We start from the raw sequence: 20,141 nt of genomic DNA, 5'->3' as shown, positions 1-20,141 counted from the left end.
CCCCCCCCCCAGCGCCTCGTGCACCACCGGCCAGCTCGTCAGCGCGCAGCAACTGGGCAACCGCGACGTAGCCGCGAGCGGCGACCGCACCCGGCACCGGTGACAGCATGAGCCTCCAGCGCTAAGGCGGTGTTGCACCGCCCGCTGCGTCCCGGCCGTCCAGGAAGGCGGCGAGGGCGCGGCGTTCGTCTTCCTCACGTTCAAGGAGTGCCGCCTGGACGCGCATGTCCCGGCGGGAGGTGATCGCGGCTTTCAGTACGGCGGCGAGGAAAGCAGGGCCTCGGCCTGGGTGGTGGAGGTGCCGCTGAACGAGCGCTGGTCACTGGCCTTCGGCGGGGCGGTGGGCAGCCCGTGATCGGCGATCTGCTGCTCGGTGACCGCCAGGCGCTCGAAGACGACCTCCGTTCCCGGGGCGTCCACGGCAGCGAACGCGGTGACGTCCTCGGCCAGCGCGGAGAACAGATGGACCCCGCTCGGGTCCCAGTCGGAGTCGTTGTCGCGGAGCGCGATGGATGAAGTGCACGCACGGGGTGTGGTTACTCGGTGGTGTGCTCGGTGTCGGGGAGCTCCGGCGGGAAGTACCGTTCCAGGATTTCCGCCCATTGGTGCAGGAGGACGGAACCGGTGGTGTCGGCCTGTGCCTGGACCAGCTCGGTCAGGGCGTCGATGAAGGGCTGCGCGGCGGTGTCGGCGGGCATCGCAGCGGCGGCCTTCCTGAGGCGCTCGTGGGCAGCGGGGAAGACGCCCTGGGCCCACTCGTCCTGCTCTTGGAACCGTCTGGTTCCCTCCTCCAGGTTGATCCGCATGATCGTCAGGGCCGGGCAGTCGGGAGTGTGCCAGGTAGCGCAGACCCGGCCGTCGGTCTTCACGTACGCGGTGTGGGAGTTGTCAGGGCCTGGCAGGGCGTAGCAGTCGGTGCAGTCGATGTGTTCCGTCTCCGGCTTGTCGGTCATCACCGAGCTCCTTTCGAGTGGAGGCAGAGCCTGCCATCCCGATCGATGGGTGACCAGGGGTTTCCTCCGCTGGCGCGGCCTGTCGGTCCTGGAGTTCGAAGCAGACGACTTCGCCTCGGCTATTGCGTGGGAGAGGGTGTCGTCGTCGGGGATGCGGGTGGCGGAGGAGACGTCGTCCGCCGCCCTGGTCGGCGGCATGACGGCGCTCCCAGCGTGCTCATCGGATCGCCCAACGTGCACATCATCGCCGGTCTGGTCGCCTGCCTCCCTCGCGGTAGTCGACCAGTGGTGCGGCCAAGGCGCCGTGCGCGCCCTGATCGCCGAAGGCAGCGGGATCGAACCCGGCCGGAAAGCTGGGCACGGCCGTCCTGTACGTCACGCATGAGCCGGAGCTGGCGGATTTCTCGGCTTCACTCTCTGCCCCGACGGGATCGGCATTCCCACGGGTGCGGGGTGACCGGCGCGAGGCTGCTTCGTTGACCATGGCATCGCGTGCATGAACATCCGTTCCTCCCCGCGGATACGCGAGCGAGCCCCGGACGCGCAGGTCCGGGGCTCGCAGGTTGTTCGGGGTGCGGCCTCGCCGCAGCGCCGGTGCCTGCCCGGTCATGTCGTGCGGTGGGCCGGTGAGGAGTTCGTCGCCACCGAGCCTGCGGTTCCCTGCCAGACGGGAGACCCGCCCTCGGTGGGGTCACCAACACCGCCCGGTGCTTCGGGGACCAGGCCGTAGTTCGGAGCACCGGGCCAAATTAGGAGCACGCACTCATGGGTGCCGTAGCGACAGGCCCTCGTCGGGCAGGCCGTCCGCGGGATTCAGGCCCGGCGGGCGGCGTCCGTCCGCTGGAGGGTTTGGTTCAGGTGCCACAGCGTCACGGCAGGGAGGAGTCCGCCGAGCCGGTCGGCGGCCCTCAAGTGAGCAACGCCGGACACCAATTCGGCCTTGGCGCGGGAGGCGGTCTCGTCGTGAAAGGTTCCTGCGGCCTGTTCCAAGAGGTCGGCCAGCTCGGCGATGCCTGGATCGTCCGGCACTACACCGCCCCACCGAGCCGCGGCGCCGCTGAGCTTGATGATGATGCGGCCTCGTGCTCCGGCCAGGCGCAATGAGAGATCTTCGTTGATCACATGCGACATCCTCTCCTATGCCTGGCTGCGGAGCAGGAGTTCGGCAGAGGGTGCACCACCTGGCGGGCGGGGACGGTTCGCCGCAGGTGTCTCAGGGGGCCGGGCCGCGCCGCTGGCAGCGTTTGCAGTTGTGGCCGCTCTTCGGGCCCGGTCGCGATACCTGCCTTGTTCGACTCCGCCAGGGCCCGCTGAAGCGGGCATACATCTTGATTCTCTGGGGCTGGGCGGTGATGCATGGCGCGCTCGCGTCGGCACCACAGGCAGCACCCGCGTAAGCCTCCAGATAGCGAGCTGACGTCGCTGCCCTGCCCGCCGTGTCCCGGCCTCCAGGAAGGCGGTGAGGTTCCGGCGTGCCGCTCTTCCTCCCGGACGGACTGGCGGGCGAGAACGCCGCAGTCGGCATACGGGGCGGCGGTGAGGCCCAGGCGCTGGAGGCCCTCTGTCAGTGGTGCCTGATATCTGCTGTCCTGTCAGATACGCCGCAAGCATGCCGGATCGCCAGGAGACGCGATTCATGCCTTTCACCGCTCTGCACCCTGAACTGGGCCGCCTCGACTCAACCCTCCCCGGCCTCGGACACGGCCTGGAATGGGGCCGGATCCACAAGGCCCGCCCCCGCGTCCCGCTCACCTGCCCCGACTGTTCCTGGGGCCTGCATCCGAAGGTCTCTCGGTATGGGGGGTATGGGGTCCGGTTCTTCTGCCACGACCCGGGACGACCGCCTTCGTGCGAGTTGTCGAACGAGTCGTGGGAACACCACATGCTCAAGCTGGAGATGGCGGGTGCGATTCGGGCGGCCGGGTGGTTCGCGGCGCTGGAGGTGCCGGCCGAGGACGGGTCGTGGCGGGCGGACGTCATGGCCTCTTCTGCGGACGGGAGTCGGCGCATGGCCTGGGAGGCGCAGCTGTCGCAGATCACGGTGGATGACATTGCTGATCGCACCGATCGGTACGCCGACGAGGGGATCCGGGTGTGCTGGGTGCATCCGGGCGCGCGGCCGCCGCAGTGGATCAGTGCGGTGCCGGCCGTTCGTGTCCGGGCTCCGAAGGAACGGGGGCAGCCGTGGGTGGTGGACGACGGGCTCGCCGGGTTCGTCTACCGGAGCGGGCGGTGGGAGTTCCGGGAGGAGACGCTGGAGCGGTTCGTGCGCTGGGCGCTGGAGGGGCAGCTGGTTCCTGCCGAGGTGCTGCGCCGGTACCGGCGGGTGTACCGGGTTGTTGATGGTGAGCGGCGTCGGTTCAAGCGGGATCAGTGGTGGACCTCGAAGCGGTCGGTCGCCGATCAGGGCAGGCACGAGGTGATGCGGCAGCGGCAGGAAGCCGAGCGGGCGGAGCGGGAGGAGGCTGCGGAACGGCGCCGGAAGGAGCTGGAGGAGCAGGAGCGGGTACGGAAGGCGGAGGAGGACGAACGTCGGCGGCTGCAGCGGGAGGAGGGGCACCGCGTTTTCATGGAGCAGACGCGGCGGCGGTGGGCGCAGGAGGAAGCGCGCCGGGAACAGGAGCGGGTGGAGCGTGAGGCGCGTCTCGCCCGTGAGCTGGCCGAGCGCGAGGAGCGGGAGCGCCGGGACCTGGAGACCGCGCGGGTGTGGTGGGGCCGGCTGTCGGCGCAGCAGCAGAGCGAGCTGTTCGCTGCCGTCGCCGAGTACGCCTGGCGGACGTCGAACCTGCGGGTGGAGGTCCCGGAGAAGCCGATGATGCGGTCGCAGTACGCCCACGGCGTCCCGGTCCACGTGACCGACAAGCGGCGGTCGCTGTACGGGATCGTGCGGCCCTGCCCCGGCCTGGCCGGTGCCTGCCCCAAGCTCGCGGAGGAACTGGTCCTGGCCCGCAGCGCCCAGGAGGCGCGCGAGCTCGCCGATGTCCTTCCCCGGAGCCGGATCGTCGACCTCGTTCTGCCCGAGCACGAGCAGCTCACCATGTGCTGAGGCCCCCGTCGAGGCCGGCGGTAATCGCACGGCCCGGATCGCGGGCGTGGCTTCCAGGCGGTCCAGGCGTTCGTAGAGGGCGCGGACGAGAGAGGCGCGGTTCTGGACGCAGCGCATTGTGCCTCCAGCGTCGCAGACAGCTGGCCTTCCGCCTCATGCAGGACGACGTCGGCGAGCGCCCGAGGCCCGCTGCTCTTGGGCAGCTGGCCGGTGCGGCGGCGCCCCTCGGACGCCCCTCGAAGGCTCCGGGGTCTCCTTCGAGGGGTGTCCGGCTGTTCCTCAGAAATCATGGTTCGTTGACGTCACACTGGCCCGTGTGACGACTCCGACCGACGTGTTCGGCGTGAACGATGCCCTCCTGGGCGCCTTCCCCGCGCAGCCAAGTGAGATCCGCAGAGCCAGCATCCGGGTCTACACCGGCGGGCAGGGACTCGACCGGCGGCTCGACGCGCTCACCGAGGCAAGGTGCCTGCGCGTCGTCCGCGTGTTCGCTGCGCTGGCCCGCGGTCGCGTCGGCGGTCTGTCCGCTGTTGTCAGCGAGCAGGTGCTGCGCGCGGCCCGCGACATGTTGCCCAGCCTGGAGAGCAGCATCGGGTCGGTCGCCAAGCTGCTCGGCGTGTCCGTTGGCACCGTCTGCATCCGCATCCGTGGTCTCAAGGAGCTGCGGATCTCCAATGTCCCTGCTCAGCTCGTCGGCGGTGGCCGATGACGTCCGCGACGCCCCCGTCTCTGCCTGCCCAGTTCATGAAGCTGGTGCCGCCTCCAGCGCCCAACTGCCCTTCCGTGCAGCGGTTGCAGGAGAAGGCCCGGGCGATCCTGGTGGCCGGTGCGCCGGCGCCGCTTCCTCAGCCCGTCATGGACCTGCAGGAGCGGCTGCTGGGGCGGCTGCTCGGCACCGGCGCGGTCGGGCGTCGGCTGTATGTGCTGGAAATCGCCGGGCCCATCCCGCGGGTCAAGATCGGCCGCAGCCAGAACTTCTGGAAGCGCGTCAACGATCACCTGCGGGAGATGAACCGCTACCAGTACGGCCTGGTCGACGCGCATCTCACCGAACGCCTCTCCGACCGGGCGATCGAGCGGGCCGAAGCCAAGGCACATGGCTGGATGTCCGAGCGCTACCGGTCGATCACCAAGGAGGAGTACGCGAACGCCGACTACGGCTTCGCGGTCACATGCGCCGATGCCGCCGTCGGCCTCTACAGGACCCATCCATCCCGAAAGCAGCCCCCCGCGTGAACGACCTGACCCTTTTCACCGACACCACCCCCGTCGTCACGGCGGCGCCGTCGGCGGACGGTGCGACCGCGCCCGTCGTGCACGGCGCGGTGATCATCAGCGCGGTGGAGACCGCCTGGCGGGAGATCCGTTGCCGCTTCGTGGGTGTCCCTGACATCTCCGTCACCGTCCCTCCCGCCGCCGGTGCCCAGGACCCCACCAAGTGCACTGCCCTGCGCACCGGGCGCCGCTTCAAGCGGGACGGACGCCTGACCATGGAGCTCCAGGTCTCCTCCGGCACGCTCGGCGTCGGCGGCCGGCCTCTGATGGAAGGGCTGCTTCATCACGCCGCACACGGCCTGGCACTGACCCGGGACATCACCGATGTCAGCGGCGGTGACCGGCGCTGGCACAACAAGCGATACGGTCGGCTCGCCCGCGAGGTCGGGCTCACGGTGCCGGCCCGGGCCGCCCGTGTCGTCGGCCTGGGCCGGTGCCCGCTGTCTGATACGGAAGCCGCGAAGTGGGCGGAAGTCATCGCCGCCCTCGACGCCGCGGCCGGCGTCCAGCTCGAAGCCACCGTGGAGGCCGTCGCCCCGCCGCGAAGCGGACGCTCCGGCGCCCGCTTCGCGATCGTCTGCGAGTGCACTCCGCCCCGTCGCCAGCAGGTCACCCCGCACTTCTACGAGCAGGGGCCGCTGCTGTGCGGGCTGTGCCTGGCCAAGTTCAGGCCTGCGGACACGGTGGTGGTGCCCGCCCAGACGAGCGGGAAGAACGCGTGATCCCCACCCCGCGCAGGAAGGGAGAGATGCTGCCACTCGGCGCCACGTCGGGCGTTGGGCCCGTACGACGCCGTCGGCCAGTGGGTCGCCGGGCAATACGGAGTTGTGTGTGCCAGCGATCAGCCTCGCCCCTCTTCTGCCTGTGCCTGGACGACTGCGAACCGGCCGGCGACCGGCCCGGCGTCCTCGTTGACCTCACCATCGACGTCTCGGGCCACACGGTGGTGAACATCCTCCCGTGGCAGTGGGCGACCTCCGCCATCGCCCCGGTCTGGCACGTTCCGGGCGAGAAGGGGTCCGGGCCCGGGGTGGACAAGCGGCTCTGCGCTGATTCATTGCGTCCGCGCGGGGCTCGTGACGAAGATCGCTGTCAGGTCGCGGCGGTCTAGACTTCGCTCATGAGCGATCAGACAGTGATCATTGAGGCCGAGGCCTTCCCCCTCACTGCCTATCTGGGACCGCAGTTGATGCTGATGCAGCCGGTGGCCCGGGACGCTGCCGAAGGGCTGGACGAGGCGTACACGGAGGCCTGCCTCGACCTCACCACAGGCATCCAGAGCACCGGCACCACCATCGACGCACGGTGGAAGGTCGCGCCTGATCACAGTCATACCCTGCTCCTGCTTCATGGCAGGACTCCCAGGCCCTTCGAGCTGGCGGTCCGCTTCACGCTCGAGACCGCCAGGGAGCGGCAGTTCTTCGTGGGGGTGGCCGAGCACGCGGACACCGCGCCGGTCAGCCTCTGGATCTACCCCGACAAGGAGGATGCCGCGCGCGCCGCGGTCGCGCTGCAGAAGCAAGACATGCCGCTCTTCGGCAGCCTGGGCATCGGTGTCGAAAGCGACCTGCACTGCCGTACCTTGCACCGACTTGGCCGAAATCCCAGCCCGGCCACCTGACGGAACCTGGGCAAGCAATGCTCCGGGGTCGCGCTGCCCGCCGCAACTGCCGCCCGTGGCTTCGGAGCGCAGCCGCGTACGCGCAGCGACGTCGCGATGACGTCATGACTGCCCATTGCGGAGTCAGGCCGAGCTGGGCGGTGAACTGGTCGGCGGTGATGTCGAGCAGAACGTCGTCGCGCTGGACGTCAGCGCCGCCCGGCCGACAGACCCCGCTGGCCCGTCGGCCCCAGGACCATGTCCGGGCCGTGAGCGAAGCAGCCGTGACCATGGCCGGCATCGCTTCCGCCGAGGTCGGGCTGCACGAACGCCGGAACGTCTGAATGTTCACGCACGCAGCTGCGTAGCACAGCCTCTCCGGCAGGGGAGGTAGGCGTGGACTACTCCGTGGCCGCGAGGGCGAGAAGGTAGCCCTGCTGCTTTGATCGGCTCTTTCCGACGGCTCGCCGTCCTTCGGACGGGGATCGCCCGTTCCGCTGCCGCGGTCCTCGTGCCGGACGGACTAACCTCGGTTCATGCAGACGTCGTTGCCGGCCTTGCCCGTCCTGGGAGGGTGTCTGGCCCAGCAGGAGCTTGAGGAACACCTCCTGGGTGCGCTGGAGTGCGCTGAGGACGACGGGACCATGGATCCCGGTCCGGTCGGAGTCCGTTTGGGCCGTGCCTGCCTCCACCTGGACCTCAGGCCGGACCCCGCCCTGTTCTCGTTCCTCCTCTCCATGATGGTGCCGTACCTGGAGGTTCCGCCCAACGGTGCGCCCCAGCTCTCGGGGGTTGCTGGCCTTCGGCTGGCCTGCGCCGACGAGGACCGCTTCGTCCTACGCCGGTGGGACGGGCACGGGTGCCTGGTCCTGCACACCGACGAGTACGGCGCCGAGATGTGGGGCCAATGGACGGTCTCCAAACCATGGGAGGTATGGGAGGGCAATGACGTCGGGCATGGCTTCGAGCCGCTATGGGACCGCGAAGACCTCTGTGACCAGGAGACCGAGACCCTCCTGCACCCCACCGACTCCGAGACGGCCCGCTGCAGCAGAAGCCTGAGGCAGCATCTGACGGAGACCCTCCCCGAGGACCTGCGGCTCACCCATCAGCCTCGATCGGGCGGCATCCAACCCGGAACACGACCGCGCGCGTTGATCCCGTCTCCTCGCTCATCGGGGGCTGCCGAGCTCTCACCGGCCGAGCTGGTCCCGCTGGACGGCCCGGTGAACCCCTCGTCCCTGGGCGACGCCCTGGCATGGCAGCTGATCGAGCTCTTGAAGGCCGGGCGGATCCGAGCAGGTGACGTGCTCATCGACCACGTCGCCCTCGTCACTAAGATCGGCGGGAGGGCGGCCGCAGCCCGCTGGGCGCAGCTGGTCATCGAGCACGTCGCCAAGCGGTACGGCCTTCTGCGGTATCGCAGAAGGCGGCCGACAGACCCCGCTGGCCGTCGGCCCCAGGACCATGTCTGGGCGGTGAGCGAAGCAGCCGTGATCATGGCCGGCATCGCTTCCGCCGAGGTCGGGCTGCACGAACGCCGGAACGCCTGAGTGTTCACGCACGCGCTGCGCAGCCTCTCCGGCGAGCGGGCGGCGCCTTGAGCAGTGACCTCGTCGGGGCCGGGTGGCCCGTGTCTCCCGGAGTACGTGCGGGAAGGGGGTGGCCGGGGTGGACGTTGAGTCGACCCCGAACAGTGTCCAGCCCACGGTCAGGTGGGGTAGGCGGCTGATCCCGGTGTAGAGCGCCAGCCTGGGGTCGTCGAACCCGCTGGTGCCGACCGGCGGCCAGGCACGTCTTCTCCACTCTGCTCGGGCCGGACTCGCGCTGTGCGTTGCGCGGTAAGGGCAGTAACGGGGAGGGGCCCGGCGGCGGCAGCATCGGCCGGACGCAGAACCCGGCCGCCGGGCCCGTCCAGTCGATCCTACTGTTCATCAGCAAAAAGCCGGGGCCAGTGCCGTTCGCCCGCGCCTGCGCGGCGGGAAAGTTCTCGTCGGCGCGCTGGTCGCGGCTCCAGCGTTCTGTCGGTCTTCCGGCCCGGCCTTCGCGGCGTTTTCGTACTCGGTCAGAAGGGGGGCCCGAACGTGCACTTTCGCTCATGCCAAAGGGCGGTCGTGCCACGGCGCTTAGAGTGCGATCGCGTGGTGTCCCTCTTCGTGGGATCCCTCCGGACCAGCTGGCCGGAGGGAGGAAGTGCCTCTCCCGGCCTTGTCGAGGAGGCAGATCATGAAGTGGGACGATGCGCCGGACTACGCGGCGTGGGGCTTCTACCTGAGTGCAGTCAAGTTGCTGCTCGACTTACTCAGTCAGCTCCCGTCGTAGCCCGGCGACCGCTCCGCGGGGCCGTCCTTCAGGGGCGGCCCCGTTCCTGTGTCTTACGACGACACCGCCGATGCTACGCACGCCCCACGAGCCAAGGAACCGAATCCCGGCAAAAGGGATATGCCAGTGGCATATCCGCGACCTTGGTCGGCGAACCGGTCCGTTTCCCGAGCGGGAGTGCTGTCTGTGCCAGGGGTGCCGGTACCGGCGGTGGCGGGGGCAGGGAGCGGCAGACACTGCCGGCTCGTGCCCACCGGTTCGGCAGGGTGCGAGTCCACACGGCGTCTGCGTCCACCTGTTCGGGTTCGGTGTGGGGCCGTCACCGGCCCCCCGGCACCACAACCGCTCTCACCCGATCTGCAGCACCCGCATCTCATCTCACCCACCCGTCGACGCCGGCTGGAAGCGTCCGGGTGGTCATCTGCTGTTCCAGGGTCCGCGGGCCCGGGTGATCGCTGGCAGTGCGGGGTCACCTCGGCGGTAGTTTCTCGCTGGACATCACCCGGGCCGCAGCCTTGGCCAGGGCTTCAAACCTGACCAGGCCGCACTTCTGTTCATGGAACGCCTGAGGGATCATCTGGAGAATCGGCTGTTGCGTACCGAGCGCGCAATCCCCACGAACCTCCCCCTCGTGCACCGCGAGCAATCCTTCGTGGATCAGTATCGCGACGACGGCTTTCGTGTGGGCCCCGAGTGCGGCCGGAACAGGTCCCCGCGACGCCGCTGAGCTGCTGTCCGGGGCGACGCTCTCGGAGAACAGGTCCAGCTGCTCCGGTGGCTGCTCCGTCACCGGTGTGGAGACGCTCTCGTGTGTTCGGCCGCCCCGGGCGAGCTCGTCGATCCTGTGATGTACCAGTTCCGCCACCTCACGGGCCGGCAGGTCCTGTGCGCACACAATGTCGTTGGACGTGACGGCGGGCAGGGGGTCCTCACGCACCCGGATCACTACACAGCCCGAGGCCGACAAGTCGGCGGTCTTGGCCCGGTCCTTCTGGAGCCGGTCCTTGTGCCAATACGCACCGTCGTACTCCACCACCACCGCGGGCGTGCCGGGCAGAAGCATGTCGACCCGCCAGGCACGCATGCGCCGCGTACCGCTGTCGGTTCTGACGCGCGGGACCGAGGCCGGGCTCTCCAGTTCCGGACACCTCTCACGCAGAGCCGTGAAGACGTCCTGTTCTCTTCGGGAGACCCCTCTCTTGGCACACCGGGGGCACCCGGTGCCGATGGCATGCCGGTTGTGGACTGAGGTTCTCCACTGGTGATTCTCGTCGCGGATGCAGCGCCACCAGACGCTCGTCGTGGACGTCACCTTCTCTTCGAAGGGCCGCTCGGGCCGGTTCTCCGGGTGCCCCGCGTCGTATTCGGTCAGCAGATCAGGACGCAGGTAGGCCCAAGGGCTGTTCATGCTCCAGCCGGCCTCGGCCAAGGCGTCCGTCCAGCCCTTTCGGGCCTGTCCCAACCGGCGTTGCTGCTGCTGGCGCCATCGCAGGTAGTCGTCCACTGGTAACTCGTCCCGGCCCTCGGCCAGGAACACCTCGCTCAATGCCTGTTCCTGGCCGTGGAGCCAGTCGGCAGCGGCGCGCCGTTGAGCGACAAAGGCTTCTGCGCTCAGGCTGCCCCTTTGCCGCGGAAAGGGAAGGTCAGTATCAAAGAAGACACATCCGTCATTCATCGTCGTCGGGTCTATCAGAAACCACTGACAACGAACGGCGCCCGTCCGGTCTGGAAGGATCTGGGGCATGCTCATCAACCAGGCCCCGGCGGCCGGCTTCGACGACAGCACTCCCTGGGACGCCCTGTACGAGCAGGCCGCCGACGACGGCAACGACTTCGTCTCGCAGGCGCGTACCGTTACCGCGCACGATCCCGAGGACTCGGTGGATCTGGCCTGTGCGGCGGCGGAGACCAACCGGGGTCTCGGTCCAGGCCCTGTCGGGCCCCTGGTCGCTCTACACCCCGCAGGATGCCGCGACGGTCGCCTCGGCGCTTTTCGTGCAGCTCCAGTACAGCGCCGATGCCCTCCGGGAACTCGCGTGCGCGGTAGGCCGGATCGTGGAGCGAGGCGACGCCGAACTGCCCGCCCCGGCCGGTGCCGGGCAGCCTGCGAACCTGAGCGACGCCCTGGAGACGCTGCGATTGGTGTCCGGCACGATCCATGGCCTGGCCGACCGGCACGCCTCCGCCACCGTGCGTGCCCTGCACGCCGCCCCCAGCTCCGCCCCAGTGCCCCCTGATGCCCACCAGACCGTGGTGGCAGTGGCGGCCCTGCTCACCCAGCAGCACGACGGAGCGGTGACGCTGAACACCCGTCACGAGGACGGCGCGTACGAGGACGAGGACGACCCCGACGACGGCTACGGGTGCGGCTGCGACGTCACGATCGTCAGCGGCGACGAGGAGTACAACTTCCACCGCGGCGACTCGGAATGGTCGCTCACCAGAGAGTCGGACGGCCAAAAGCGGTCCGACGGCGTCACGGTCTACAACACCTGGGAGACCCTGAGTACGACTTTGAGGACCGCCCACCCCCAGCAGCTCACCGACGACATCCTGCGCGTCATGGCGGCCGACCGCACCTGACCACTGTCGGCAGACAGCGACGGGCCGCGGGCCGCCACGCCAGCCCTGTCCTGGTCCCCAACAGCTCAACACCGGGGACCAAAAGCTTCGTACGGGAGCAGCATGACCTGTGACAGCGAAGCCGGGACGGTTCGCGCCGAAGCCCGGACATCGCAGTCCTGTGACACGGGGCGGCTGCCCGGACACCACGGGATGGCAAGGCAACGGCACCGGACGGGACACGGGAGGCTCGACCGGGGCTACCGGCGCGGCCGGGGCGTCGTCGGACGGCTGCGCGACTACGGCGTTGGCACAGGGCCTGAGCTGCGGCGGCCGGGCGGCCGGCCGGGCACGGTATTGCTCCCACTCGTGCGCCGCCCACTGCTCGCCGCCTCATCCCCCTCACCCCTGCGTTGACTACGTTTCCCGTATTACGGCGACACCCTCCGTGACGCTCGTTAGGCTGAACGACTGAAGGTGATCTACCCCTCTCGCGCCCGCAGGATGCTCTTCTGCGAGAGCCAAGGGGGCTGTGCTGGTGAAGGGGCGGGCGATGGGCGTTGACAATCGGCAGATCCAGACGGCCGTTCTGGCGGACCCCGAGTCCGATGATCCGGTGGTCTGCCCGACGGATGCCGACGAGCTCGATGAGTTCCGCGAGGAGTTCTCCGGGACCACGTTCTGGTGCGGGATCCTGCTGGGTGGGTGCGGCGGCCAGCTTCTGACGAGGCGGGGCAACGTCCGCGTCAGCCACTTCGCGCACTTCCCCGATCCCGACGGGGTGCTGCCCTCGTGCGGCCGCCGTTCCCGGGGCGTCGCGAGCGCGGACCACCTGTACGTGCGGGCGGCCACCCAGGGGTGGCTTCGCGGCCAGGGGCACACCCCGCGCTACCGCTACATCGACCGGGACGACGCACCGGTCGGGTCGCTCGTGGAGATCGTACTGAGCGGGCACACGCTGCTTCTGCACATGGACCGCACGATGCCACCCGACTGGGACGCCGCGGAGGCCGACGACATCATTCTCGGCCCCGGTGTCCAGATCGATCACCGCACCCTGGCACGCCGGGGCTACGTCAACCGCGTCAGGTTCGTCAGCGAAGGAAACCAACGGGTCATGATGCTCGGCACCGAGCTCCCGCATGTGGGCACCGACTGGGACTTCGAGCTGGCGGACTGCACCGTCGACGAGCACGGCCGGCTCATCACCCCCGTCGTCACACGCCTGCGGGCCGCACGCGCCGACGAAGGACAGACACCGTTACCAAGGCCGCGCGGCGAGGCCGTGGAGGGGCCTGTACAGATCGGTGCCCTGACACGACTCATCGACACCGCCGTACGGGAGAAGGAGACCGGCGCCGTCCGGCAACTACGGGACGCCGCCGAGCTTCAGGTGCACCGCTGTGAGGGACAGGCGCTGGAGCACCTGCAACGCGCGATCGACCACGCGAACGACTGGATCGGCCAGCAGGACCGTACCCGTCGGCGGTTCTTCACCAGGCTCGACGAAGCGGTCCGCCACAGTCACGTTTTCGAGGTCTCGACACTGACTCCGCAGATCAGAAGGTTCATCCTGCGTGACGAAGTCACCACGCCGCAGGAAACGGGCATTCTCGATGCCGCCGACACGCTCCTTGGAGAAGCACGCCGACTTGCGGCACAGGAACGACGGAAAGCGGAAGCGCGTCGTGCGGCGCAGGTCCAGGAACGGGAAGCACGCCGTGCGGCACAGGCTGAAGAACGGGAAGCACTCCGTGCGACACAGGCTGAAGAGCGTAGAGCGCGCCGTGCGGCAGAAGCCCAGGAGCGGGAAGCACAGCTCGTGGCACAGGCCCAGGAGCGGAAGGCACGCAATCGGGCGCGGGGGCAGGTCCAGAGCATCACCGGCCGCCTGCGGCGTGAAGAACTGTCCGCCAACGAGCAGAAGCAGCTTATTGAGGACCTGGTGCTCGCGGCGAAGGAGGCCGGGGACCTGCTGTCCGCAGACGAACAGCGCAAGGTGGACAAATGGACGGAAAAGCTCACTGAAAAAAGCGGGCAGGACGCGGCCGGAAAGGCATCTCCAGCCGTAAAACCGCAACAGGACAAGATCACGATTCCCGCCGAGCTGCCAGCACATCTTGCTTCCACCGCAGCGGCTGTCCGCGGAGCCTTGAAGAAGGCGGCACGGGGGCGGACCACGACCAGCTGGGACCGGCTGGAACACCAGCTCGGTTCCGCACTTCCCCCTCTCAGCAGCACCGAACGCATCCAGATACTGGTCCAGATCGACCGGCCCACCGCAGGCGACGAGCCGCTCCTGTCCTCCCTGCTGGCGGCAGGCGATCCGCACTTCGCCTGCCAGTACTACCGGCACGTCCTTGCCGCGCTCGGCCTGGACGCCCCGGACGACGACGAGGACCTGCGTGATGTCGTCGAAGCCGACGCCGAACAGGTCTTCACCGACCGGCGCTTCCGGTGAAACCGGCCGGAAGGAACGCAAAGGCCCAGCCGACCCGGCTCAGCACAGGAACGCCAGTACCTCATAATCACTGAATGAGTTCCAAGGCGGACAAGCCGCTGACCAGGGCCAAGGCCGCCAAGCGCCTGGGCGTCTTCCCGAGCGCGCTCCCTGATGTCACCTGGTCCTCAGCACGAGTGCGGAAGGTACGCAGGGAGCAGCCCCGACCCGAGTGGCTCGTCAATGCCTACCAGGAGTACCGCCTCGCCGGGGAGGAGCGGGCGCAGCAGAAGGTGGTGGCGGGGCAGGAGGAGACCGCGTGGCGGGCAGCACCCGCACCTCCGCGTCATCGTGCGCCCGCATCACGCGCGCCGCGCGCCGTCAACTGGGTCAGCGTGCCGATCCTGCGCACGCGGGGGTGGACGGACACGGCGATCCGCAACTTCCTGCCCGATCCGGAGAAGACCCGCGCGAACCCGCACTTCAGTACGGCTGGCGCGCCGCAGCGCCTGTGGTCGCCCGGCACCGTCGGGCGGGCCGAGGCCACTCCGAAGTGGCAGGCATGGCTGGAGAAGTCGCTGGCCCGACGCAAGACCACACTGGCCGCCCTCGCCTACCCCTCCGACGACGAGGAATTCCTCGCCACGCTCCAACGCGTCCAGGATGCCGTCGATGCCGCGATCGGTGAACAGCAGCCAGCACTCCCCGCGTGATCCCTGCCGGTGCTCCGCGATACCCCCTGCGCGGGGCTTGGTGTCGTCCGTTGACATGGCATCCCCTGCGGGGGCCTGCTGATCTCAAGGAAGGTACTGCGCCAGGAAGCTCAGCCAAACTGCGAGTTCACCTCGATCCAGTCTTCCCGTTCCTGCCACAGCTACGTGACCCGCTCACCGCACGTGCGCCGGCGAGCCCGGACAAGAAGAGGACGCCACCATGGTTCCCGGCCCCGACCTGCCAGCAGCCGACCAGCCCATGACCACCGAAGTGCTTCTGCACCGCTGGCCCAGCGCCTACATGCGCACGGAACTCATCCACGGGGTAATCGTGTTCAGCGGCGACTTCGACGAAAGAGATGCCGCCATCGCGCGGCGAACCTACCCGGGGCGCCAAGTGCTGCTGAACGCCGACGGGGGCATCGAGGTACACCCTTCTGGTGAAGGTCCGGCACGCTCGCTGCTCGACCGGTAGTCGGCCGGCCGTAACCTCACGCTTCAGCCCAGGCTCTCGGCGATCCAGTCCTGGGAACTATGTCTCGGGTGAGGTGGTGCCCCCTGACATCACCCCACGCTTCTGGAACGCCAAGTCCCCGAGTTCCCCCGCTCACTGGCTGATGCAGGGAACGGGCTGCTCACGGTCGTAGCCTGGGACCGCGTGCCGGATGTTCCGCAGCCGCATGACCGTGCCCCACCGCGTTTCACGCTTGTTCCGAGGAGTAGCCGCCGACCCAGCGTTGTCTTTGACTACTCATGCCCCAGGGGGAAATTTGTCCAGCACACCCCGGACCGTTGCCGTACTACGAGTACAAGAAGGGCCGGATCACATCGTTCCCGTAGTCGGCTGGGACGACGATGGAAATGCCTTGATCCTGGACCACAAAGCCGGAAGGCGAGTGAAGGCCAACGAGGACCCGCGCTTTGTCGCACTCGAGCACCGGCCTGGCTGGAGCACTGCCATTCCGGCCGCACCCGGATGGACCGTGCGCTGGTGCCAGGAAGGCAAGGACGACATCGTCAATCCGGTCGTGGGCTTTCTGGAAGACCCGGGCGTGCAGGGCGGATGCCCGATCCTGGCTGACCTTGAGCTTGCTCTCGTGCACGACCTGCACGCGATGCTTCCTCTACGCCGCGGCTACCAGCCATTCCTCATCCCGCCGCCCAGCTCAGACGACCGGGATCACCGGACGAATTCCTGACCCTGACCCGTCTGGCCACGCCGGCCAGTACTTCTGCCGTGCGGGCGCAGTCAGGCCCGTGCCTCGTCGTCCTTCAGGGTGAGATGGCAGGGTGTCTGGCGACTTGCCGGCCTGAGGATACGGGTGCGCAGGTCGCGGTCACATCGACGGGATCTCCATCTGGTCCCTGTGGACGTCGTCTTGGAGGGCGGAGGTCCTGACGGTGCCGGTACAGCCCGGCATATTGCTCCGGATCCAAGCGGCCGCACGGGCGTGGTGATTGGCATGGGGCTCGAACTCGATGGCAATCCTCCTGCGGTCGCGCGCCAGCCGTCCCCAGGCATGACTCATTCGCTCGACACCGCATGGCCCGGGTGGGTGGGCCCGGCACTTCGGGCAGGGCACGGACTGGACCGATCGCCGCCAGTGATGAATCGACGTCCAGGGCATGAGGCCAGGGAAGTGCTCCCGGTGCTCCCACAGCTTCCTGTCCGGGTAGTCCCCGTTGAGCAGGTCCGCGCCACGCCAGAGATGGCGCCAGATCTCCTCCCGTTCCGCCTTCCGGGCCTCCTTGCGCAGCAGATCCGACCGGAGGACGACCAGCGGCCAGCGCTCCCCCGTCATCTCTTCGATCTCCCGCAGCCAGCCCGAGGCGGGCCCGGCGTGGCGGTGGGCGGAGAGCCGCTGCCGCGGGGAGCATGTCTGGCCGATGTACCGGATGCTGCGGTCCCGGGGATCGACGAGCCCGTAGACCACGCACCGGGGTTCCTGTCCCTGGGGACTCATCCGGGCAGCAGGCTCAGCGGCCCGAAGTCGATGTGCGCCGCGTTGACCACCCGCGCGAACGCCTCACGGTAGCGGTCGGTGCGTGCCGCGGAGTCGGCGAAGGTGCCCCGCCCCAGAGCCCGTCGCGCGGCCAGGTTGTCCGGGGGCCTCAGCCGCTGGAGCGCGCTCATCAGCAGGGGGACGGGCAGCGAGCGGCGCGGGTCGTCATCGAGCAGGGGCTCCACGGCCCGGTGCAGGGGGGTGAGGTCGTTCTTCCAGGTCGTGTCCGCCGCGGCGGCCAGGGCTGCAGCGGCGGCGACGGGGCGGCGGCCAGGCAGGACCAGTCCCGACTGGCGGTGCTCGTTCCATGCCGTGGCACCCATCAGGACCCGGCCCGTCAGACGTTCGTACGTCTCGTCGTCCACCGCTTGCGGGCAGGGGCTCTTGCCGAGGGCCGGGCTGGGGGTGAACGAGCGGTGCGTGACCAGGTGCCGCCACAGGCGCAGGGTGAGGCGGGCGACGGGCCGCGGGTCGGGCAGGGTGCCGTAGGTATGGTCGTGGGGGGTGGGCCCGAGAGTGGCGTGGGCGAGGTAGGCGAGTGTGTCCAGGCCGGTGCGCCGCCGGTCGCGTCGGGCGTTCTCCAGGATGAGGTAGGGGTCCACGCAGCGGTCGGCCAGCTCGTCGGGCACGGGGGTCATCATGGCCACGGACCGGAGGTCGGTGTTGAGGAGCCCGTGTCCCACGACGAGGTCGGCGCGTTCCAGTGCCCGTATCGTCTCGGTGGCCGCGCGGGGGCCCTGGATCAGTTCCTCGTCCAGGACCGTCATGCTGGTGCGGCCCACACGTGCCCAGGCGATGCCGGTGCTCAGGAACACCCAGCTCTCCGGATAGCTGCGGGGAGTCCGTCGCGGGTACCCGCGGAAGTGGACGGTGGCGACGAACGCGACACGTCCGCCCGGACGTTTGGTCGACGAGCGGGCGAGCCGCAGGTTTTTCGGGGGCATGGCTGCACCGTAGGCAGGGCGCCTCCCTTTCTGGGGCGCTGCGCCGGGCCTGGCACCCCGCCTCCCGCCTGACGAATATATTTCGCCCCACCCGGCCCGCAGGATGGGAGGGGCGGGGGCTGGATCTCGGAGATGTGGCGCGGACAGCACTGTGGCCACGGGACGACGTCTGTCGCCTGACCATGGCTACCAAGCATCGAACTTCAGACGGCGCGCATGACAGCGACGACCTTGCCCAGAACTACTGCGTCATCAACCGCGAGGGGGCGGAGCTTGTAGTTGTGCGGGACGAGCCAGGCGTGGCCTGCGGCATCGCGTTGGAAGCGCTTCACGGTGGCCTCTCCATCGACCACGGCGGCGACGATGTCGCCGGGCTCGGCAGTCTGTTGTCGGCGGACGGTGACCACGTCACCGTCGCAGATGGCTGCCTCCACCATGCTCTCGCCGACCACCTTCAAGGCGAAGAGTTCGCCCTCGCCTACCAGTTGGCGGGGCAGTGAGTAGGTGTCCTCGATCATCTCCTCGGCCAGGATCGGCGTTCCGGCTGCGATCCGGCCGATCAGGGGAACTGTCACCGCCTCCTTCGGCTTCTTCGGTGTCTCGCGTTCCTGGCCGGCGGAGGCCTTGAGGGAAACGCAGTAGGCGCGGGAACGGTACGGGGCGCGGCGCAACTCCCCCTTGCGTTCCAGCACGAGGAGTTGGTGCGCAACACTGGCGGTACTCGACAGGCCAACTGCCTGGCCGATCTCGCGCATCGACGGCGGATATCCACGGTCGGCAAACGAGCGGGCGATGTAGTCGACGATGCCGCGCTGCCTGTCCGTCAGCTCATCGGAGCCTTGGCGGATTCCCGGAGGCCGACCCGGCCGGAAGTGGGTGATGCTCACGGTGCCCCCCTTGCGATCTGGCGTCCCTGGACAGTAGCCCCACCCACTGACAAACCGAGCATCACTTCGACAGTTGTGGACGACGGGGTGCGGAACGCCACAAGCGCCTACGACTGGGATCTTGCCTGCCCGGCGCGCGTTTCGGCCGACAGCTGCGGGTGCTCGCGTTCGGACGGGGTGATCCTGCGGACGTAGAACGTCAGCGCAGGCGGCATCACTTCGCCGGTCGCTTTCCGGGCATTGGCACTCCGGAAGCTGATGACTGCAAGCACTCGGTCCAGGCCCCATCGGATCCGGACCCGCATCATCTGCCGCTGGCCTGGAAGCGGCCCGGGCCCGGGGCTCTCGCCCCTCGCCATTCGTCCGGGAGGACTCAGCATCCTTGGTGGGCACGGAGCCGCTCAGGGCTGATTCCTGCCCACGGGCGCGCGGTGAAGCTGCAGCCGGTCATGGACAGGGGCAGGCGATCCATGAGCAAGGCCGCCCGCGGCCCCGGGCCAATGTCTTATGGGAGGAGAACCCGCTGAACAGGGATTCCGGCAGCGCTCGCCTGCTTCTCCAGCGGCAGTACTTCGCTGGTGTGGCGGATGATCGCCACGCACAGAGCGGGGCGGCGGGCGATCAACTCCTGGTCGCGGATCTGGGCAGCCTGGTCGTAGTGGCGTGCTGCGTCAGCAGCCATCGGAACGGAGATCAGGCCCGCATCGTCCGGCAGTTCCAGGCGCGTGACCCATCCGCTCACGAAGCGGTCGACCGCGGTTTCGCAGCCGTGCTCCAGGACCAGGGTGTGCTCGGTGCCGATCACCTGGACCACGTCGTGCCAGATCTGCAGCAGAACGTCCTCGACGGCCTGCCGGTCGGTGACCTCGGAGGAACCGGTGACGAGCACCACTGCGGGCAGGAGCGAGCTCGGAGGCCAGCGGGTGATGGCGCACTCCTCGCCGATCAGCTCACGGATCCGGGCCAGAATCTCGGGAGCGCGCCGGTCGGCTTCGTCGCGGGCCTCTGCCGATGCCGCAATCGTGCAGAGTTCCTGTCCCTGGGCGCCGAGCATGACCGGTTCGACCTGACCGGCAAGGTCCTCGCCCACGATGTACGGCCACCGGTCCCGGATGATCTGCGGGAGGGCACCGGGGACAGCCTGTACGACGATGCCCGTGATCTGCATAGTCGGGGCGAGCAGTTCGTTGACGCGGGCAGTCAGCGAGGCGCCGAGCAGACGGGTCTGAGTGCGCCAGGCCGGGCTTGAGCATTGCACGTGAAGACGTGTGTGGTCGTCGATGCCGACCGGATCCACATGCCGGGCCACGTCCTTGCCGACGGCGGGCGCCCACCAGGCGTCAAGATCACTGAACCACTCCGGTCGCGTCACAGGCATGCGTCGCGTCCTCCTTTC

General features: G+C 68.9%; 21 protein-coding genes. 13 read left to right on the top strand and 8 right to left on the bottom strand.

Annotated features, from left to right (window positions below):
- Positions 1-252: 252 nt before the first annotated feature.
- The 3 genes from ACFYY7_RS38665 to ACFYY7_RS38655 all read right to left on the bottom strand — a co-directional run bounded on the left by ACFYY7_RS38665 (position 253) and on the right by ACFYY7_RS38655 (position 2,075).
- Positions 253-420 carry a hypothetical protein gene (locus ACFYY7_RS38665; protein WP_388669018.1) on the bottom strand — a complete coding sequence of 56 codons (168 nt, stop codon included), beginning with the start codon at positions 418-420 and terminating at the stop codon, positions 253-255.
- 116 nt (positions 421-536) lie between these two features.
- Positions 537-953: a hypothetical protein gene (locus ACFYY7_RS38660; RefSeq protein ID WP_388669015.1), complete on the bottom strand. Its 417-nt coding sequence runs from the start codon at positions 951-953 to the stop codon at positions 537-539.
- Positions 954-1,766: 813 nt separating this feature from the next.
- Positions 1,767-2,075 (bottom strand): hypothetical protein, encoded by a 309-nt coding sequence (locus tag ACFYY7_RS38655; RefSeq protein ID WP_388669012.1) that lies wholly within the window; start codon positions 2,073-2,075, stop codon positions 1,767-1,769.
- A gap of 487 nt (positions 2,076-2,562) precedes the next feature.
- Here ACFYY7_RS38655 and ACFYY7_RS38650 point away from each other — a divergent pair, with 487 nt between their 5' ends.
- The 8 genes from ACFYY7_RS38650 to ACFYY7_RS38615 all read left to right on the top strand — a co-directional run bounded on the left by ACFYY7_RS38650 (position 2,563) and on the right by ACFYY7_RS38615 (position 8,427).
- Positions 2,563-3,999 (top strand): competence protein CoiA family protein, encoded by a 1,437-nt coding sequence (locus tag ACFYY7_RS38650; RefSeq protein ID WP_388669009.1) that lies wholly within the window; start codon positions 2,563-2,565, stop codon positions 3,997-3,999.
- 316 nt (positions 4,000-4,315) lie between these two features.
- On the top strand, positions 4,316-4,708 hold the full coding sequence (locus tag ACFYY7_RS38645; RefSeq protein WP_388669006.1) for a hypothetical protein: 393 nt from the start codon (positions 4,316-4,318) through the stop codon (positions 4,706-4,708).
- Positions 4,705-5,235, top strand: a complete 531-nt coding sequence (locus tag ACFYY7_RS38640; RefSeq protein WP_388669003.1) for a hypothetical protein — start codon at positions 4,705-4,707, stop codon at positions 5,233-5,235. The genes ACFYY7_RS38645 and ACFYY7_RS38640 overlap by 4 nt, the downstream gene beginning before the upstream one ends.
- A complete protein-coding gene (locus tag ACFYY7_RS38635) occupies positions 5,232-5,996 on the top strand; it encodes a hypothetical protein (protein WP_388669000.1) in 765 nt (254 codons plus the stop codon). The genes ACFYY7_RS38640 and ACFYY7_RS38635 overlap by 4 nt, the downstream gene beginning before the upstream one ends.
- A 107-nt stretch (positions 5,997-6,103) precedes the next feature.
- A complete protein-coding gene (locus ACFYY7_RS38630) occupies positions 6,104-6,385 on the top strand; it encodes a hypothetical protein (RefSeq protein ID WP_388668997.1) in 282 nt (93 codons plus the stop codon).
- A 24-nt stretch (positions 6,386-6,409) separates the two neighbouring features.
- Entirely contained in the window at positions 6,410-6,895 is a 486-nt protein-coding gene (locus ACFYY7_RS38625) for a hypothetical protein (RefSeq protein WP_388668993.1), read from the top strand.
- A 104-nt stretch (positions 6,896-6,999) separates the two neighbouring features.
- Positions 7,000-7,218 carry a hypothetical protein gene (locus ACFYY7_RS38620; RefSeq protein ID WP_388668990.1) on the top strand — a complete coding sequence of 73 codons (219 nt, stop codon included), beginning with the start codon at positions 7,000-7,002 and terminating at the stop codon, positions 7,216-7,218.
- 192 nt (positions 7,219-7,410) lie between these two features.
- Positions 7,411-8,427 (top strand): hypothetical protein, encoded by a 1,017-nt coding sequence (locus ACFYY7_RS38615; RefSeq protein WP_388668987.1) that lies wholly within the window; start codon positions 7,411-7,413, stop codon positions 8,425-8,427.
- Between the two features lie 1,238 nt (positions 8,428-9,665).
- On the opposite strand, the gene ACFYY7_RS38610 is transcribed toward ACFYY7_RS38615, so the two are convergent.
- Positions 9,666-10,982: a zinc-ribbon domain-containing protein gene (locus tag ACFYY7_RS38610; protein ID WP_388668983.1), complete on the bottom strand. Its 1,317-nt coding sequence runs from the start codon at positions 10,980-10,982 to the stop codon at positions 9,666-9,668.
- 107 nt (positions 10,983-11,089) lie between these two features.
- On the opposite strand from ACFYY7_RS38610, the gene ACFYY7_RS38605 reads away from it, so the two are divergent.
- The 5 genes from ACFYY7_RS38605 to ACFYY7_RS38585 all read left to right on the top strand — a co-directional run bounded on the left by ACFYY7_RS38605 (position 11,090) and on the right by ACFYY7_RS38585 (position 16,110).
- Complete coding sequence (locus ACFYY7_RS38605; RefSeq protein WP_388668980.1) at positions 11,090-11,779, top strand: hypothetical protein; 690 nt, start codon at positions 11,090-11,092, stop codon at positions 11,777-11,779.
- Positions 11,780-12,311: 532 nt separating this feature from the next.
- Positions 12,312-14,219, top strand: coding sequence for a hypothetical protein (locus ACFYY7_RS38600; RefSeq protein ID WP_388668977.1), 1,908 nt, complete (start codon positions 12,312-12,314; stop codon positions 14,217-14,219).
- A 74-nt stretch (positions 14,220-14,293) separates the two neighbouring features.
- Positions 14,294-14,911 carry a hypothetical protein gene (locus ACFYY7_RS38595; RefSeq protein ID WP_388668974.1) on the top strand — a complete coding sequence of 206 codons (618 nt, stop codon included), beginning with the start codon at positions 14,294-14,296 and terminating at the stop codon, positions 14,909-14,911.
- A 259-nt stretch (positions 14,912-15,170) separates the two neighbouring features.
- Entirely contained in the window at positions 15,171-15,386 is a 216-nt protein-coding gene (locus ACFYY7_RS38590; RefSeq protein ID WP_388668971.1) for a hypothetical protein, read from the top strand.
- 391 nt (positions 15,387-15,777) lie between these two features.
- The gene (locus ACFYY7_RS38585) at positions 15,778-16,110 is read left to right on the top strand and encodes a hypothetical protein (protein ID WP_388668969.1); all 333 of its coding nucleotides are present in this window, start codon (positions 15,778-15,780) and stop codon (positions 16,108-16,110) included.
- A 138-nt stretch (positions 16,111-16,248) separates the two neighbouring features.
- Here the strand turns inward: ACFYY7_RS38585 and ACFYY7_RS38580 are convergent, their stop codons facing one another.
- The 4 genes from ACFYY7_RS38580 to ACFYY7_RS38565 form a co-directional block, all read right to left on the bottom strand.
- A complete protein-coding gene (locus ACFYY7_RS38580) occupies positions 16,249-16,875 on the bottom strand; it encodes a hypothetical protein (RefSeq protein WP_388668966.1) in 627 nt (208 codons plus the stop codon).
- Positions 16,872-17,858, bottom strand: coding sequence for a hypothetical protein (locus ACFYY7_RS38575; protein ID WP_388668963.1), 987 nt, complete (start codon positions 17,856-17,858; stop codon positions 16,872-16,874). Before ACFYY7_RS38575 ends, ACFYY7_RS38580 begins: the two co-directional genes overlap by 4 nt.
- A gap of 203 nt (positions 17,859-18,061) precedes the next feature.
- Positions 18,062-18,745, bottom strand: a complete 684-nt coding sequence (gene lexA, locus ACFYY7_RS38570) for a transcriptional repressor LexA (RefSeq protein ID WP_388668958.1) — start codon at positions 18,743-18,745, stop codon at positions 18,062-18,064.
- 505 nt (positions 18,746-19,250) lie between these two features.
- Complete coding sequence (locus ACFYY7_RS38565; protein WP_388668955.1) at positions 19,251-20,123, bottom strand: DciA family protein; 873 nt, start codon at positions 20,121-20,123, stop codon at positions 19,251-19,253.
- Positions 20,124-20,141: the final 18 nt, after the last annotated feature.

Origin of the sequence: Streptomyces sp. NPDC001933, from assembly GCF_042890955.1 — a bacterium.
Classification (GTDB): Bacteria; Actinomycetota; Actinomycetes; order Streptomycetales; family Streptomycetaceae; genus Streptomyces.
Note: the sequence above shows the minus strand (reverse complement) of the source record. Positions and strands in the feature narration are given on the sequence as shown.

Bases quoted from the DNA above. Each gene is read 5' to 3' on its own strand.
- ACFYY7_RS38660 (WP_388669015.1), bottom strand. From the start codon at position 953: ATGACCGACAAGCCGGAGACGGAACACATCGACTGCACCGACTGCTAC.
- ACFYY7_RS38650 (WP_388669009.1), top strand. From the start codon at position 2,563: ATGCCGGATCGCCAGGAGACGCGATTCATGCCTTTCACCGCTCTGCAC.
- ACFYY7_RS38640 (WP_388669003.1), top strand. From the start codon at position 4,705: ATGACGTCCGCGACGCCCCCGTCTCTGCCTGCCCAGTTCATGAAGCTG.
- ACFYY7_RS38620 (WP_388668990.1), top strand. From the start codon at position 7,000: ATGACTGCCCATTGCGGAGTCAGGCCGAGCTGGGCGGTGAACTGGTCG.
- ACFYY7_RS38615 (WP_388668987.1), top strand. From the start codon at position 7,411: ATGCAGACGTCGTTGCCGGCCTTGCCCGTCCTGGGAGGGTGTCTGGCC.
- ACFYY7_RS38600 (WP_388668977.1), top strand. From the start codon at position 12,312: ATGGGCGTTGACAATCGGCAGATCCAGACGGCCGTTCTGGCGGACCCC.
- ACFYY7_RS38595 (WP_388668974.1), top strand. From the start codon at position 14,294: ATGAGTTCCAAGGCGGACAAGCCGCTGACCAGGGCCAAGGCCGCCAAG.
- ACFYY7_RS38590 (WP_388668971.1), top strand. From the start codon at position 15,171: ATGACCACCGAAGTGCTTCTGCACCGCTGGCCCAGCGCCTACATGCGC.
- ACFYY7_RS38580 (WP_388668966.1), bottom strand. From the start codon at position 16,875: ATGAGTCCCCAGGGACAGGAACCCCGGTGCGTGGTCTACGGGCTCGTC.
- ACFYY7_RS38575 (WP_388668963.1), bottom strand. From the start codon at position 17,858: ATGCCCCCGAAAAACCTGCGGCTCGCCCGCTCGTCGACCAAACGTCCG.
- ACFYY7_RS38565 (WP_388668955.1), bottom strand. From the start codon at position 20,123: ATGCCTGTGACGCGACCGGAGTGGTTCAGTGATCTTGACGCCTGGTGG.